13 protein-coding genes and 1 pseudogene are annotated in these 16,592 nt (G+C 41.2%); 1 reads left to right on the top strand and 13 read right to left on the bottom strand.

Annotation, left to right across the window (positions count from 1 at the left end):
- Positions 1 to 7: 7 nt before the first annotated feature.
- Positions 8 to 1,369, top strand: a complete 1,362-nt coding sequence (locus tag CVD23_RS08360) for a PFL family protein (RefSeq protein WP_101577527.1) — start codon at positions 8 to 10, stop codon at positions 1,367 to 1,369.
- A 649-nt stretch (positions 1,370 to 2,018) separates the two neighbouring features.
- Here CVD23_RS08360 and CVD23_RS08355 read toward each other — a convergent pair.
- From CVD23_RS08355 to CVD23_RS08300, 13 genes and pseudogenes are all read right to left on the bottom strand, one after another.
- A complete protein-coding gene (locus tag CVD23_RS08355; RefSeq protein WP_101665735.1) occupies positions 2,019 to 2,390 on the bottom strand; it encodes an rRNA methyltransferase in 372 nt (123 codons plus the stop codon).
- A 309-nt stretch (positions 2,391 to 2,699) separates the two neighbouring features.
- Positions 2,700 to 2,966 (bottom strand): sigma-70 family RNA polymerase sigma factor, encoded by a 267-nt coding sequence (locus tag CVD23_RS22415; protein WP_257988185.1) that lies wholly within the window; start codon positions 2,964 to 2,966, stop codon positions 2,700 to 2,702.
- Between the two features lie 452 nt (positions 2,967 to 3,418).
- Entirely contained in the window at positions 3,419 to 4,204 is a 786-nt protein-coding gene (locus CVD23_RS08345; protein WP_101665734.1) for an enoyl-CoA hydratase-related protein, read from the bottom strand.
- A 76-nt stretch (positions 4,205 to 4,280) separates the two neighbouring features.
- Positions 4,281 to 4,868 carry a serine aminopeptidase domain-containing protein gene (locus tag CVD23_RS08340; RefSeq protein ID WP_180955600.1) on the bottom strand — a complete coding sequence of 196 codons (588 nt, stop codon included), beginning with the start codon at positions 4,866 to 4,868 and terminating at the stop codon, positions 4,281 to 4,283.
- Between the two features lie 19 nt (positions 4,869 to 4,887).
- A complete protein-coding gene (locus tag CVD23_RS08335; RefSeq protein WP_101665732.1) occupies positions 4,888 to 6,225 on the bottom strand; it encodes an SCP2 sterol-binding domain-containing protein in 1,338 nt (445 codons plus the stop codon).
- 101 nt (positions 6,226 to 6,326) lie between these two features.
- Entirely contained in the window at positions 6,327 to 6,902 is a 576-nt protein-coding gene (locus CVD23_RS08330; RefSeq protein WP_101665731.1) for a TetR/AcrR family transcriptional regulator, read from the bottom strand.
- Positions 6,903 to 7,110: 208 nt separating this feature from the next.
- A pseudogene (locus CVD23_RS22970) lies at positions 7,111 to 7,305 on the bottom strand (DUF7669 domain-containing protein); the annotation flags it as partial.
- A gap of 679 nt (positions 7,306 to 7,984) precedes the next feature.
- Entirely contained in the window at positions 7,985 to 9,562 is a 1,578-nt protein-coding gene (locus CVD23_RS08325; RefSeq protein WP_101665730.1) for a SagB family peptide dehydrogenase, read from the bottom strand.
- Positions 9,563 to 9,584: 22 nt separating this feature from the next.
- Positions 9,585 to 11,528 (bottom strand): TOMM precursor leader peptide-binding protein, encoded by a 1,944-nt coding sequence (locus tag CVD23_RS08320; RefSeq protein ID WP_101665729.1) that lies wholly within the window; start codon positions 11,526 to 11,528, stop codon positions 9,585 to 9,587.
- Positions 11,525 to 13,492 (bottom strand): putative thiazole-containing bacteriocin maturation protein, encoded by a 1,968-nt coding sequence (locus tag CVD23_RS08315; RefSeq protein WP_101665728.1) that lies wholly within the window; start codon positions 13,490 to 13,492, stop codon positions 11,525 to 11,527. Before CVD23_RS08315 ends, CVD23_RS08320 begins: the two co-directional genes overlap by 4 nt.
- A 164-nt stretch (positions 13,493 to 13,656) precedes the next feature.
- Positions 13,657 to 13,893, bottom strand: a complete 237-nt coding sequence (locus CVD23_RS08310) for a heterocycloanthracin/sonorensin family bacteriocin (RefSeq protein ID WP_308314930.1) — start codon at positions 13,891 to 13,893, stop codon at positions 13,657 to 13,659.
- Positions 13,894 to 14,621: 728 nt separating this feature from the next.
- Positions 14,622 to 15,614, bottom strand: a complete 993-nt coding sequence (locus CVD23_RS08305; RefSeq protein ID WP_101665726.1) for a DUF3307 domain-containing protein — start codon at positions 15,612 to 15,614, stop codon at positions 14,622 to 14,624.
- Between the two features lie 5 nt (positions 15,615 to 15,619).
- On the bottom strand, positions 15,620 to 16,324 hold the full coding sequence (locus CVD23_RS08300; protein WP_101665725.1) for a SatD family protein: 705 nt from the start codon (positions 16,322 to 16,324) through the stop codon (positions 15,620 to 15,622).
- Positions 16,325 to 16,592: the final 268 nt, after the last annotated feature.

Below are 16,592 nucleotides of genomic sequence, written 5' to 3'. Positions count from 1 at the left end.
TGAAAAAATGAACATAGCAATTGATGAAATGATGGAAACAATGCGCATGATTGAGATGGAAAATTTAGATATCCGTACTGTCACAATGGGGATTAGCCTGCATGACTGTTCAGATTCTGATTTTCAACAAATGAATACGAAGGTTTATGACAAAATAGTCAGCTATGCAGGACGGTTAAAGGAAGTTGCTGACCAAGTCGAAAAGGAATTTGGAATCCCAATCATAAATAAACGGATATCTATTACTCCAATCGCTGAAATACTTGGAAATGCAACGAAAGAACAAGCAGTCGAACTTGCGAGGACCCTTGATAAAGCTGCTGCTGACCTTAGAGTAGATTTTATCGGCGGCTTTTCAGCACTTGTACATAAAGGAATCACAAAGGGCGACCAAACATTGCTTGATGCGCTTCCAGAAGCGTTAAGCGTAACGGAAAGGGTATGCGCATCCGTTTCGGTGGCTACGACAAGAACCGGCATTAATATGGATGCGGTCCGGCAAATGGGCTTGATCATTAAAGAAGCTGCAGAAAGAACAAAGGACCAAAATGGTCTGGCCTGCGCAAAGCTTGTTGTTTTCTGCAATCCAGTTGAGGATAACCCTTTCATGGCAGGTGCTTTTCATGGTGCCGGTGAAGGAGAGGCGGTCATTAATGTAGGTGTTAGTGGGCCCGGCGTTGTCTTAAGTGCATTAAAGCGACATCCGGACGCCGATCTTGGGGAAGTATCGGATATTATCAAAAAAACGGCGTTTAAAGTCACGCGCGCTGGTGAATTGATCGGAAGGGTCGTAGCAGAACGCCTTGGCATTCCGTTTGGAATCATGGATTTGTCACTTGCGCCAACGAATGCGATGAATGACAGCGTAGCCGAAATTCTCGAAGAAATCGGGCTTGAACGAGTTGGCACCCACGGAACGATCGCAGCCCTCGCACTTATGAATGATGCAGTGAAAAAGGGAGGTGCAATGGCAAGTTCATATGTAGGCGGGTTGAGCGGAGCATTTATTCCGGTCAGTGAAGACAATGGAATGATTCGCGGAATTATCGACAACGCCTTAACTCTATCCAAGCTGGAAGCAATGACATGCGTGTGCTCAGTAGGTCTCGACATGATTGCCCTGACCGGTGATGTAACGCCGGCCACTTTGTCAGCACTTATTGCCGATGAAGCAGCAATCGGGATGATTAACAAGAAAACAACAGCTGTACGTGTTATTCCTGTTCCAGGTAAGCAAGAAGGTGACATTGTTGAGTTTGGGGGACTGCTCGGCCGTGCTCCAGTAATGGGTGTAAATCCATACAGCTCGGAAAAATTAATCCGTCGCGCCGGACGAATTCCCGCACCGCTCCAGGCGCTGATCAACTAAAGGCAGTTATAGCTTTATCGAGTCTTTAACCTTTATAAGAGCAAACAGTTTTAAGCATAATGTCCAAAGTCCTAATTAAGTCGAATTTTGATGTCTGACCATGGAGAGAAGGGTTCCGAGTTAAATTCTAGCTTGGGACTATTTTTTTTTACACTTATAATGAAAACGTTAGCAGAGAAACAGGTGGGAGGCGTGCCTGCAGAACACTGGAGGATAGTCATTTAATTTAATGATCAGTTAGAAGGAGTTTAAAGATATATGATCCCATAATTATATTATGTAAACTAATAGCGTTCAGGGAGGGTGGAAATGGGGCAACAATCATAAAAATCACGATTGTTGCTAATAGCTTTTTAAGATAATACATACACAAACCTGGTTGATTAGTTTTAATGCATCAGTTGGATTCTGCACATAGCTAGTGAGCTAACATTTATTTTATCTGTTTAAAATTTAATAAGTTGAATGCGTATAACGGAATATAGGTTATTTAAGATTAGAATTCGGTAGTGATCTAAAATAATGAAATTTTCTTTTTCATCTCATTATCATGAGTATACTTGGTATTTGAGATATGAAATTAATAATTTATAGAACTACCTATAATATATATTATGTTGGGGGCGTTATTTGAAATATGAAAAACAGTCTACTCTATTCTGTGTTTATATCCACTATGTTTGAGATTTTCAACATCAATAAATTTAACGCTATATTCAATAACGTCATTAATAAACAAATTGTGCTCCTTTGCAAACTCTTTAACTTTCTCCAACAGTTCTTTGTCATATGTAGTTTTATATTGAATACGATCTTTAGGCCTGGTTTCTTTATTGTATGTTATAACTCCTTCAGACAAAACTTTCTTCAGACCATTTTCGATTAGGTAATTAACATGAGTATCATATTCTGCTGCAGCTTTATTTAATTGATCAATAATAGATTTGCTCACGTTAGTTCTAAATTTGACCCTGGATTCATCTGTTGTCGCAACTAATCGTCCGTCAATTTTTTTCCACATGATTATCTCTCCTAATTGGCTAATAAGCTAATTGTTCTTCTAACCGCTGTGACATAAGATCCCTTTTATACTTGATGCAATCATCGGTAGCATTATTATATATAATCTTTGCTAGTTTAGGAAGATCGTATTTACCTTTAACCCAAACACGGTATACGGGATTATTAGCCTGCGTGAATTCGGAAGCGAAACGACCTTCTCGGAAATGAAAAGATTTTCTTCATTGAGTAATACTTTTGCTTCTGTCGATTCCTGCGAGCGATTCCATTTAGGACTAAATATATTGGTAAAGAGGACATTTTTATAAGCTCAGCTTTTCATAACATCTTTGCACTTATTAACTGTTATCCGATAAATCCATGTTTTATATGACGATTCGTTGCGAAACATATTCAAATTTTTATAGCATTTTATGAATACTTCCTGTGCAATATCTTCAGCTAACTGCTTTTGGCGAACATATGTATATGCCAGTCGAACCACGCTCTTTCCGTACTCCTCCATCAACCACACAAGCCGGTCTTCCCGGCTTAAACTGTCGTGTGTCTCTGCTTCCGATCTCTCCCTTTCAAACATGATAGCCTCCTCTCTTTTCCAATTTAGACGACACCCTCTATATTTTGGTTTTATGTTTCTTTGGAAAATTTTAAAATATTACATTATGACTCATATTAAACTCATTTAAATTTCTTAATTTTACCATAATTTTTATTATTCATAAAAAAATCCTTACTGCAATTACTGAGCAAGGATTACTTTAGTGATTCTAAAGAAAGTTTAGTCAATTTAACCTTATCGAAAAAGCAATAGATATTCTGCATTGTATTGCTGAAGGAAAAACTCAATAAACAAATTTCTTAACAATTTTTTATGAGTGTTCGTCCTGCAGAGTAACATTCAACTAGCAATCTTTAAAAAGTTACAGACGAACTGCTTCCAGAAGCACTTTCTAAAGCATTACGCCTAGGGCTAATTCTATTTATATAATTAGTTGAACCAATAGAGGTAATTGTAAATTGCTTTGATTATTATCTTCCTTTAAATGATGGCGTTGTCTTTTCCAAGAATGATTTAGTTCCTTCTCTAAAATCCTCTGAAGCAGCTATCAAACCGAAGTAATCAGCACCGAGAAGAGCGGACTCTTCCAAAGATAGGTTACCGCCTCGATGAATTGCCTCCCATGTCAGTTTTACAGCGACAGGAGCCTGAGACAAAACTTCCAGGACAAGAGTTTCTGTTTCTAATAGTAACTTATCAGGTTCAACGATCCTATTAATCAATCCTATTCTGTAAGCTTCGTCTGTGTTTATCGTATTTCCGGTGAGCAACAATTCTGCAGCACGTCCCTTACCTACAAGTCTGGGGAGCCTTGTAGTTCCTCCAAAACCAGCAATAGCTCCAATACGGACTTCAGGATGACCCAATCTGGCATGATGAGCAGAAACACGGAGCATGCAGGCTTCAGCTAACTCAAGTCCACCTCCTAGTGCGAAACCATTGATAGCGGCAACTACTAATTTCCCCAATGATTCTATTTTATTATTAACCGCAACAGCTAACTGAGCTAAATCCCTTACTTCCAGAGGAGTAGCTTTATTGAGAAACTGAATGTCCGCACCTGCGGAAAATGCTTTTTCCCCGGCACCGGTAATGATTACTGCCTTTATACTATTATCACTTTTAATTGTCTCCAGAATGGACGAAAGTTGTTCAAGTACATCCAGGTTTAAGGCATTTAGTGCCTCCGGTCTGTTTAATGTAATTCTTGCAATTCCATTTTCTTCATTGTAGAGAACAACATCTTTGTTTAACATCATAACCCCTCCAATTTAAGTAGATTTTTTAAAATCCAAAAAAGATTTGCCTTTTCCTATGAGACTTTTCAGTGTCTCAACGAGAAAATTCGCCCAATTCAATTTCCGGAGCCACGGATTTCCGGCTCATTAGTAAAATCCTCCAAACAACCCTATTAAAATTTTCTCTTGCCTGTCTTCTTCTATGTTTAAGCCAGTCACATTCTGGCACAAGAAAAACGCTTCCAGCCGCCCTGATTGTAACTTCATTGTTTATGACCCACCCTGTTTTCAGAGTGTTTCTTAAGCCATGTATACAATCCGCAAAAATCTGGTCCCTTTGTATATCATCTTGCGGGTTATGCAGCATTTCGGGATATCCAATCCATTTCTTGTCGTCGAACATCACTTTCTCAAAGAAAATCCGGGTCATTTCCGGCGGAACAATTCGATCTTTTAACCCGTGCATCATCAGCAAAGGAACGTTTAATGTGTGGCCATTATTTAGTACTCTTTTGATAGCGTCCAGCATCCCTCTTGCCAGTCCAATGGTTTTCATTTGGTGCTGCAGGGGATCTTTTTCAAGGTCAGCCAAAATGACAGGATCCGATGTTAATACATTGAAATTAGGTTTGTATTGTACGGACGCTGCGTTAGGAGTGTTCTCTGGTGTATGATCCACCACCTTTTGCAGTTCCCGGTGACTAAGATGGGAAACACCGGGCAAACGATTTCAACAAACGCACATTCCCTTTCACTTTGATTTTCCGTGTCAAAATTGCCTTTAAAATATGAATTTCTTTTCTGATAAATTTAAGCCATGTTTCACTGTCAGCAAAAACATGCACATCAGGTTTTCCAGTTAATTGACTCTGAATTTCAATTTTTTTGTCCTTAATATGAATTGCCGCTTCCAACTCTTCCTTTCCAGAAAAGGTAAAGTGATAGGTTGCATCAAGGTGTTTTGCCTGGTTCCGTTGAAAGACATGCGGCATCGAAAAGATCAATGCCTTCACGGAAGAAGGTGGCTGCAGTGGACTAGGAACTTGCTTCACTTTCTTATGTGGAAATCGTCTCTGCACATATTCCTCGGCGTCAGAACCCCGAACAACATACACGGTTTCTTCCTGTTTTTGCAACGGGTTTACAATCTCACGCACAAACTGCTTACGGTTCTCGATATACGTTCCAATCACATCTTCACCTGCGGGGCATACAGCCATACAATATGCTGCCTTATAATTGGCACCGAAGGACAAACTTTGCCACATTGATAGTGTTTCTCCCTCGCTAACTTTACTCCGATATTCTTTCGTGTTCTTGCTTTCCACCAAATTTTCTACCCAATCTGAAAACCCACCAAGAAATTCGCGATAATTATGCGTAAAACAAGCGGAAAAATTGAAATGTCCATCTGCCCCGATCGCTCCTACTGGACAGGCTGCCACACATAATTTGCATTCCAGGCATGGGTTGTAATCAATTTGCTTGCTTTCTTCATTTACTTTGACATTTATGACAACAGTCCCTAAAACAATAAAGTTTCCGAATCTAGGATGAATGACATTCCGATGAATCCCCATTTTTCCTAATCCTGCCGCAACTGCAATGGGCTTATGAGAAATCACCCATGGCTTCCCCTCTCTCATCACCTCCATCGGGAAACCCATCGGTTCGTTCATCGCCCTTATCCCTTTAGACTCTAATTCTCTGACAATACGGTGTCCTACTTCAGTAATCTGATCATGGACGTGATGAAATTCGATGTTGGCAATAGAACGAGCCGGGGATCTTACAGGTTCTCGATTCATCTTACAAACAAAACAAATCAATGTTTCCACTTGTGGAAAAAGAGACTTAATTTCTGCACGCTGATCATCCAATTCAGGTCGATCAATCGATACAAACCCGACATCATCAGCGCCCGACTGCAAGCATAAATCCCGCAGCCAGGATGCCTCCAGCACAGATGTTTCATTCTGTTTATTCTTGTGGAGATAATAATTTTGAACCGAAGGGTGTTCATTGAAATTTTGATTCATTCATTTTTCCTCCCCAGTCGCAATATTATGATGATCCTAATACAATATGATGACTATCATATATTATGTTAAAAAAATAAAAGGTACCAACACGGGTTTTATTAAAAAAGACTTCGAATATGAACTTTCAGTTGTTCCTGGCAAGTTACGATAATCGTTTCACTCATGTCAGGATCATTGATTGCACGTGCCAACATCATGGCGCCAACCATACTAGAAACAATAAATATTGCCTCGTTTTTATACGATTCGGGTAAAAATTTACGCAACAAATCAATCAGTTCATGTAAGCTTTCTGTATAGGAGTTGCGAACTAAATCAGACTGTTGTCTTACTTCACTGCCCAATGTGGGAAGCACACATCCCTGTTCCGGTTTATGCAAATGTTCCATACTAAGGTAGATTTGGATGATTTTAATAAGGCTTTCACTCGGAGTAAGGCTTGTCGTAATTTTTCTGAAGAAGTCAATTGTTTCCTTCATCCCCTCTAGGCATGCTTCAGCAACCAATTGGTCTTTACTCTCAAAATGAGCATAAAATCCTCCATGGGTAAGACCCGCAGCGTTCATGATTTTAGGAACACTGACTGAATCTATACCGGATTTTCTGAATGCCCTCGATGCACTTTGAATGATCGCTTCGCGACTTTTTTGTTTATGATTTTTTGGATAGGGCATTTCAACACACTCCTTAATATGATATATATCATATTATATTATCAATATCATATGATATGCAAGATTAAAATTGGATAAAGATGCTTTTATTCTTTTAAACAGTTTTAAATAAAAAATGTTTTTCTCAAAGGGAGAGACCAATTTGGTTTATCCAAGTATTAAGATTTTTGATAGTCAATAAAGCAGACACAAGAATTTATATTTTTTGTCATTTCCGCGCTATAATGAAAAAAAGTTTTAGATAAGCATATATATGTTCAGCTCTTCGAGGTTTCTGATTTTCTGGGTAATGCAATCTAGTTGATGAATTAACACAGTACAGTAAGATTTGAGCGTTAATTGTACCATCATTTACTTCTGTCCGCTTTTTATGAATGTATTCTCTAATTTGGGAGTTAGTAACTGAATTTTCATTTCCAAGGCTTGGTTATCGTGTAATGGCTGTTGCTACTTGATATTTTCTATCAAGCATATATTTCCAAAAGTCATCAATAGATGGCTTGTTTTCTATGCTCTTTTTTTATTGGGTGCTTCTACATATTTATTTCAGACTTATCTCTCCTAATTGACTAATAACCTAACTGTTCTTCTAAGCGCTGTGACATAAGGTCCCTTTTATACTTGATACAATCATCGGTAGCATTATTATATATAATCTTTGCTAGTTTAGGAAGATCGTATTTGCCTTTAACCCAACAGCGGTATATGGGATTACCAACCTGCGTGAATTCGGAAGTAATCTCAGAACGCAACTTCCAAAATTGAAAAGTCGATAAAAGTCCTTCAGCAAATCGAATACGAAAGAGTTAGGACCTTAGTTGGCCAGCAAATTGATCTCGATAATATGACAGTAAGGATAGCCTTTCCACGGAAAGACTACCCTTTTTAATGTCTAAATTATTAAATCAAATAAAGTTATATGTTCTTTATATACGATAGCCTCTAATTGTTTATCAAAAGGTGTTACGAGGACAGGAAGTGTTTTCATTTGATCAGTCAAGGTTTAGTGCTAATTTTTAAACTGCAAAAGTTGAATAACGAATTTACTCGCAACTGCTCCAAAGTTCTCATTCTTGCCTTACTTAGCCATGCAAACTCCCCTTCAACCAAGGTCGATGTCGATAGAGGCCTGTCGGGATTTGGATTAGGCTGGTTTTGCCTTGTGGATCCATATTGTATATCTCATCACTCAAGTTGGCATCAAACCCAAGGAGTGGGTGCCCCCCCATCCCGATGGCTGACGCTGCTAACAGTAATCGTTGCACGAGCATACCTGCTTCCATTTGTTGAATCCGATATCCTCTGTACCCCAGTGCCGTTTTGAAGTGATCCTTGTCTCCTGCCACATGTAGGCAAAGCGGTACTTGGAATAAATTTACATTATCTAGAGACAATCCGTATTGCAACCGAAGTCGATGATCTCCGGGATGTACCTGTCGTAACGCATGAGCATCGCTGTCATAACGATAAGCACCATCCGGAATGCCTTCAACATTATACAAACAGCCATACAGTGAGACACGGGACTCGTGCTTCTTATGTGCTCCATCCAAATCATTTCTATACGAGAAGGAAGCCGTCGCCTCCTGTAGCAGAGCGGCCAGTTGCGGTTGACTTACCTTTCCCAAAACGAAATCCATATCCGGTGAATACCGCTGTCGGCAGACCGACGCGAGATCATACGGCAACCGCTTCACGTAAGGCAGGGCTACCGCTTGATCCTCACAATTCATACTCTCCTTCGCTTTGATCTCCCTAAACGATTGCGTTGACTCCAGCATGGACGCTTCATTCATCTTAGTTAACATCGGATACTCTATGACCCTCTGTGACCGGATGTAGAGATTATGCTGAATCGCTGTCATCTCTCGACACAATTCGGCGGCAGAGACGATCACGTCTTTGTCCCTCCCGCTAGAAGACCAGATCGTAGGTTCCACCGATAGCGGGATAACCGCATACACGCTCTCATCCTGCTCGGATAGCCCAAGCAGATGGTTGATGGTCCGATCAAGAAATTGGAAGTACACCCCCGATGCGAAACCAAACCGTTTCGCCACTTCCAGCAGCTGTCCGATCAGCACACCAGCATCCAACCCTTGCAGACGGTAGGCCAAGTTATTGTATTTAAAGAAATTTTTCCAAAACATTGTCGATACAAAAACAGCACCGAAACAAGCGGACAAATCACAGCGATTACCAAGAGCCCGGGCTATATATGAATCTAAATTGCCTTCTCGCAACAACACCAAGCGGTGGTGTGCCACATCATAATGGTATACCCCGGCAGGCAAATCCTCCATCTTCAGATACACGTACAATTCGTTTGGATACAACGCTCCACCGGAAGGAGCAAAGCGCCGATACGACTGCATTAGGCCCGCAGTTTTTTTTGTGGAATCCAAGGTAAAGACTGACTGTGATAATTGAGTAAGTCCGAATACATACCAAAGAAAATCACCGATTCTGCGAGTGTCAGGCTTTGCAGGCGATTCCCATCCTTCAAGCGTCAGCGGTACTTCCAGAGAAAACGGAACCACGGGCAAGCCTCGATAGAGCTTATATGCAAGCGGTGCATTTTCCCAATCCACTTCCCAGTCCGGGGGGCTTGCTTTGTCAATGTCAAAATGTAGATTGTGCAGAAACGCCTCTAGACTCATGTTCCTACCTCCTAGTCACCATTTATGGAAACGGATGCGGATGTGGATTGAGCTGTTCAAGTGCCAGCGGTTGGTTCGCATACCCCAGTTCCATCGGTACCGTCAACACCCTCTCCAGCCCAGTTACGCGGGTAAGGTGATGTCCAAATGTCATCGGCAACATCCCCGGAATCAGCACTTTAACGCAATACAGTCCGTTTCTTATGGTTTCCGGTGTCGTCTGATTTACCACAATCACATCAAGGTTCAATCGGCGAAACTCCTTAAGAATGTCCTGAAGATCATCGGTCAGGTCTGCATGCCTCGCCTTCAACTTGAATTCCTTCTCAAAAGATTGCAAAGTACGATTATCGTCCAGCAAAAACTGCAGGCGCTCTTGCGCTTGCGGCAAACCGTACAGCATGCCATGATCATCCATCTTTTGCACCAGGGAAGAATCGTTCAACATTCGCACATACTCCTCCTGGTTCGCCTCAAATTTCTCGTCAAGTGTCATCATCATGCCCGCCAACTCATGAACCGCGCTTTTCACTGCCCGGACCGGGTCCAGATGAGCTCCGGCCGCACAGATAAGATTCAATCCCTTTTGCTTCCTGTTTTTCGCCAACGCCAAAACGCTTGGAATTCCGTTCTCTATCGTAGAGTTAAACAAATAAAGGTCATATCCTGCCACCGCCCGCACACGGTCAACCATCAACTGCAATTCTTGGTCGTTGGCGGAATTAGGGTCAAGACGCGGGAGGGTCAGCTGCGCGTACCAAGTCATGAGGAACGAATCTCGCTCAACCACTTCCAAAATACCATGGAAAATGGCCTCCTCCAAACTTCCGCCTAACGCACATCCGTTGGAAGTTTCATAGACAAATCCCTGACCGCAGCCCAGGCTGTAATAGGCAAGCAACTCAGGAACCAGAATCGGACGCTCCTGCAAAAACGAGTATCCCCATACCCAATTGATTGAGTGATCAGGATTAAACGGTTTGAACGGAAAACCAGGCTGCGCATAATGTTCCTTTGCGTGTACTCCTACCATGATAGGATTGAGCGCTTGATCTTTCAGATTGCGGAAACTGTCATGAACTACTGTCCGTTTGCCACGGGGTGCCAGACCGCAGTATCGCTCCAAACCCTCCAAAATGGCAGTCGACTCACTTACCGCGTATGAATGAGTCCGGCCTGCTGCTCCCTCGTCCCCCATGAACAACGGCAGATTAACACTTACATCGGCAAATGGCGGCACCAGGTCATACATTTTCCCATTCAAAAAGCCAGTCCGATTATCCAGATAGTCTTTGACTAGAACTTTACTCAGATCATTCATCGACCGGCAGCGGTAACTATCGATGCTAATTTTCGGACTTGGTTGCAGCGAAATTCGGGCCGCGGTTGGTGAATCGTCGGGTATTTGACTGCAAACCGGACACAACGGGTCGGGCAGAAAGGAATGCCATGAACTCTTCAGTGTTTTGAGATTGATTAAACATACCCGTTCTTTCGAGTAAGCCTGATCACCTTCCAAAAACCTTTGGACCTCCGCCTTGAGCAGGTAGGCCATCTGCAATAGTCCCGTGCGCGATGCCCACGCATCACCCGACATTCCACCGTGCGCCGCAAGTTTCTGTTGCATCTCCGACATCTCTTTACGCTCTCGTCCTGCCATGAGACGTCGCATGTCCGCACACTGGGAGCACCCCGGCTTACTAACGTGAACCATAGGCCCGACCACGCCCTCGCCAAACGAAACGAAGCCTCGCAGCCAAGGGATGCCGGTTGGTCGCAACACCTGTTCCGCCTTTTGGTGAACGGAGGGATTCCAGGCATCGTGCAACACCAGAACCAAATCAGTCGCTTCTGATACTCCTGCCTCGAAATCGGTATGTCGAACTACCTGGTATTGGGCGGACAGTTCTGTGCACGCCAGGTCCGCCAACAATCCTTCGCCGACAACATCCACGACAGTACTCACCCGGTTTCCTCCTCTCGTAACAACACACCGAAAACCCCTGCCAGTTCCTCTTTTAAAAATGGTTCCAATAGTAGTTCGAACACGAAAAGCCGCTTGCCGTTCCGTTCCAATGACTCCATGGCGGACTGCAAGACCTCGGTTTGTGCCGTCTCTTCACATACAGGGATTACTAGGTTTAGCGGCACCCTTTCTTCCAGAAGCAGGGACGAAACCTCAAACGCTTCCGTCGTGAGGCAAGCCCCTTGGTTTTGTGCCTTCGTAAGCGCCTGTTGTAACGCAGTCCGCAACGCCATTGTTTTATTCAAGCCTACACTACCATACCAGCGACCGTTCGTACCAACCCATACCACAGGGAAACCGGATACTTCCTCCCCCAAGCCGATTATCGGTGCTCCCTGCTTCGTAGTCAGTGCCTGCAAATAAAAGCGGCAGCGTTCATCTTCTACGGCACTCAACTGCACGCGGGAGGCAGATTTCTTCTGATTGACCTGTTGCTTGCTCAGCTCCTCGACCAAACACCTTTGCAACCCGCGGCAAACGCCTTCCGCAAACGTTTCCCCCGCTCCGACGCCGACAAATTCTTGTGGTTCTACCATGCTAACCTCTACTTCCTGAAGTGGAGTTAGAGTCGGAACGAGCACATCGACCATTCGTGACACATACGCTTCAATCCCTGCAAGACCTGCTTCTCGCCGTGCCTCCTCATGCGTCAGACCTGTACAGACTATGTTAGGCAATAGCTCAGCCGGTCCCTTCGACAACGGGTCGACTGCCTGAACGCGGCACTGAGCCAACGGCAGCTGCTTTAAATCCTCCTCCCCCCAAATATGGAAAATGCCTGATTCCTCTGATGTCAACTGGTTAAAGTAAAGAAGCAATTCACTCGGCTCACCTCTGCTGACGCCCCGTTCGAGCCGCATATCGAAATCTTCAACCCATTCAGCCGATATCCGTCCTGTCACCAGTGGGTGAGGTATGAACGAATGCCAATTTCCTTCCATCGTATCCAAATCAAGCAGGAAGAATTGATTCTTCTGTTCCACTTCGTTCACTGTTCCTGTAACCTGTTTAAACAATTCAAACACGATCACATTGGCCAACATCGCTCCCGCTATGTTAGAGTAGGCGGATAATTGTTGGTCTTTATAAAACGCAGTATGGTGTATGCGGCGCCACGCAGACTCCCAGCAGCCCTCAAAGTCCGGATGAACTAACGGACCCGCTAGACCCATCTGCTGCAGGCATATTGCTGGGAGTAACATCTTCTTCTCTTTCCTGCAAACCGAATGAAGAACCCGTAGTTCCTCAACATCTCCCTCCTGCGATACATACAAAATTGAATCAAACGGCTGCACAATCTCCCGCCATGAACTCACACACTCTTTATGCAAGGTGACCTCCTCTATCGCGACCTCGGGGTCTGTTTTAAGAGCATGTACCGCCAGTTCCTCCAACCGCCGCCTATTGGTTGGTACCGAGTCTGTGATTAGAACATGGAATTTGGGTAATCCGGATTCAATCAAAGCAGAAACCAACGAAACAAAAAAAGGACCAGAGCCAACTGCCAACACTTTGGCCTGACGATAGGCTTGAAAACGGTAAGCACCAGAATCGCATAAACTGTCCACAAATTCAATTTGAGAAGCATGCTTTTTTAGAAGCTGGTCCGACAATTGATGCGGGCGGTGTTGGCTCACATCCTGAACAAACCCGTTTCGATACAGCACTCCTGCAATCTCATACACCCGATCCCGGTATGGCTCAGGCAAACCGTCTGTCAAATCCCTCAATGTGTACTCCCCGTTGAACATCGGTAACAGCTTCTCAACCCACTGATCAATTGAACTGCCTTCCATACGGAACGAACTTAAGTTGTTGCGAAAGTACACACTGCTATTTGGATCAGGGAGAAAAAACGTGTCCCTTTTCACTTTCAGACGCATAGAAGGGATCAAATTTGTCATTCCGCTCCTCCTTACACGTGATTTATTCTCAAATCTGTAGAATCACGTTTACTATCATCCTATGTGCCGCAATTTGTCTCTTATGTCTAATGTTAAAGTGAAAAGCCCCTGCGCTTATGCAGGGGCAGCCTCTTGTTAGGGTTTACGTAAGAAAACTAGAACTATTAACCTCCGCAACGACCACCGCAACGAGAGCAGCTAAAGCAATTAGAACAACGGAAGCAACTAAAGCAGTTAAAGCAGTTAAAGCAACTAAAACAGCGAAAGCAATTAAAGCAGCTAAAGCAACGACCAAAACAACCACCAAAACCGCCACCGCATTGTCGAGACTGATCAATATAGTACTGGTTTTGGTCCCAAGGAACTGCCTCGTTCGCCTGGAAATCGCCAATATTCAACATTTGAAGTTGGCTTTGGAAATCATTCATTTTCATAACCTCCGTAAATTAAATTAACAAAGTGTGCCAGCAACACGACAGGGGAACAGAACCTAGATAATCAGAAAAACAACTGTGTACTAGGTGAATCCACTAGTACTTCGATCGAATCTTCTCCCCAACAAAATATGAACTATAATTGGGTATTGTTACTGTTTCAAATGCCTATTTTTATTGGGTCTCCGTAAACACCGTTCATAACGGAAACAGGATGATCACATTATTAATAAGGCGTCAGAGCACAAATGTAAATACCGAGACATGCTGAAAAAATCTGTGACTAAGGTGGCAAGCCAGATGCTGCTTCTGGGACTAGCTGTAGCTAATAAAGAGAAAGGAGAACTGAGGATTCTCTCAAAATAAACACGACAGAAAATGTGCTTAATGTCCGCCTTGATTACCGGGTGAAAACTATACAAGGAACATATTTCAAAAAATTTGCGTCTGCGTCATTGATGATTTGGTTCATCAGGATGTATACTAAACAAAAAAAATCCTACCGATGTTTCGATAGGCTCTGGACTCATTATTACATCCTTTATTTATCTTTCCTAACAAGTAGTGAATTGTAGGATCGGGAAGTCGGTGTTGCGAGTCCATTGCTCAATAACCAACAATAGTCCAGCTTCATGGGGATATGTGTACTGAAAAATTAAAACTTCATTCCAATAGTACAGTAGTTTTTCAATGGGTTAGTTCATTACTATTTTTTTGATTATTTCTCCGATGGTTACTCCTATGAGCATGCTAAACAAAGTGCCGATTAAATAATATTCTGCAAATGATTTATCTTCAAACTGCTTGAATCTTGTAAGAGTTTTAAATCCCCCTAACAGTACTAAACCTTGATAAGCACCGAGAAAAACGAAAATGGCTATTAAAATTCTCTCGAAGATACCTATATATTTTCCTACGGAGTTGTTATCTGCCTCATTGAAATTCTGAAATTGGATTTTTATGCTTCTCTTTTCGTTTTCACTAGCTGAAAATTCCCATGTCCGTTCAACCGTTATATTTCGATTTAAAGCATTTATTTGTGATTCTATTATTGATAAATATTCACCTTGTTGATGATCTTCTATACTTGCTGTGATTTCTGGATTCATATTTAATTCTTTCTTTATGTCCTTAAAGAACTCAGCTATTAAATAACTACTGCCCCATGTTAGTAGTATTAATAAAATTGCAACAGAAGTGATTTTTGTTGTTAAACTTATAGTTATTGCGTCTTGATAAAAATCAATAACTAAACTGGCTATTTCATTAATTGAAAAGACGTAGTTAAAAAATTTTAGGACCATATATATAGTTAAAATATGTACGGTTTGATCCAGTAAAAAAAGTATCGTTCTTTTTTCAAGCAAAAAATAGAATATGTTTTTTCTCCAGGATTCATCATTTTTAGTGTATTCTATCATTTTCTCATCGTATTTAATTTTCAATAGATCAATAAAATAATGTACAAAACAAATAATGATAAGAGCAAATACCAGATTTATTTTGATATTTCCAAATAAAACCAGTAACATAACACCAATAATAAAATGGTGTATTATATGAATAAAAATTCCTTCATTAAAAACTCTATTACTATTGTCCTGTTTTTTCTTGATAATCGAATCGGTTTGAATAATAAAATCAGATAAACAATGCGCCAATACAAATATTAAGAACATGATTATCATATTACTTATTGATTCCTTTCATTTTCATATAAAATATTTATTAAATTGATTAGATTTTCTTCTGCTTCTTTTACAATATTGTATTCAGCTCTGTTAAGTAGTTTACTTATATTGGATTCGGCATTGTTTATGTCATAGTCTAAATTTAAGCCTATTTCTTTATAATTCTTATCTGGATTGTTCTCTATTAATTCTATTGCTTTATTTTGTTTTTCTGTTCTTTTTATGACTTTCTCAATGATAAAATACAATAAATAATTTATTGCCATATAATGATTGAATTTATGACCAACCAGAAATAAAAACAAGAAATTTTTATCTAAGGTTTTTAAATGAGCTATTTTTTTGCTATCTTTAAGAATTTTTATTGCATCAGCTGAATTCCAAATCGCCTTTCCATTTACTGTATTTGGGTCAATAAGATTCTGGTTAAATATATCATCAAAACCTACGCCGACATACAATGGTACCTGGTGTGTTTTTGATAATTTAAATAGATCTTTAAATACACGATATCCTTTATCAAAGTCGTGTACTACGCCAAAAATTTCATCTCCGGCTCTGACTGTAAATTTAGTTATTATTTCATTTTCATATTTAAGATTAAGTTCATTAGCTATATCTACAAGTTCCTTGTGTTTGCTTTTGACTCTGGAGTCAATGACATCCGCTGATATACAAACACATTTTTTAATTATTTTATCTTCCAATTCGAATCCCTCTGTTTCATTGAAATCTTATAAAATTGTTGCTATACATCGAATTATACACATACTGGGAGCTATGTACACAAAAAATATTACCGGAAAATCCGGTAGGTTTCAATACTTACTGGATTTTCCGGTAAGTTTCAATACTTACTGGCTTTTCCGGGTGGCTTCGTCATATTAATTTGAAGAAATGGTTTTTTGGAGGATAAATCTATATTTATTTCTAATCATAGTTCTTATCATCCTTAATATTAAAGAGCAATAGAGA

It is taken from the genome of Bacillus sp. V33-4 (assembly GCF_002860225.1).
GTDB classification, from domain to species: domain Bacteria; phylum Bacillota; class Bacilli; order Bacillales; family Cytobacillaceae; genus Bacillus_BJ; species Bacillus_BJ canaveralius.
This window is presented reverse-complemented; position numbering and strand designations above follow the sequence as displayed.

Coding starts and splice junctions, on each gene's coding strand:
- CVD23_RS08325 (WP_101665730.1), bottom strand. CDS start 9,562: ATGAGTCTAGAGGCGTTTCTGCACAATCTACATTTTGACATTGACAAA.
- CVD23_RS08305 (WP_101665726.1), bottom strand. CDS start 15,614: ATGATAATCATGTTCTTAATATTTGTATTGGCGCATTGTTTATCTGAT.
- CVD23_RS08315 (WP_101665728.1), bottom strand. CDS start 13,492: ATGACAAATTTGATCCCTTCTATGCGTCTGAAAGTGAAAAGGGACACG.
- CVD23_RS08360 (WP_101577527.1), top strand. CDS start 8: ATGAACATAGCAATTGATGAAATGATGGAAACAATGCGCATGATTGAG.
- CVD23_RS08310 (WP_308314930.1), bottom strand. CDS start 13,893: ATGTTGAATATTGGCGATTTCCAGGCGAACGAGGCAGTTCCTTGGGAC.
- CVD23_RS08335 (WP_101665732.1), bottom strand. CDS start 6,225: ATGAATCAAAATTTCAATGAACACCCTTCGGTTCAAAATTATTATCTC.
- CVD23_RS08330 (WP_101665731.1), bottom strand. CDS start 6,902: ATGCCCTATCCAAAAAATCATAAACAAAAAAGTCGCGAAGCGATCATT.
- CVD23_RS08355 (WP_101665735.1), bottom strand. CDS start 2,390: ATGTGGAAAAAAATTGACGGACGATTAGTTGCGACAACAGATGAATCC.
- CVD23_RS08345 (WP_101665734.1), bottom strand. CDS start 4,204: ATGTTAAACAAAGATGTTGTTCTCTACAATGAAGAAAATGGAATTGCA.
- CVD23_RS22415 (WP_257988185.1), bottom strand. CDS start 2,966: ATGTTTGAAAGGGAGAGATCGGAAGCAGAGACACACGACAGTTTAAGC.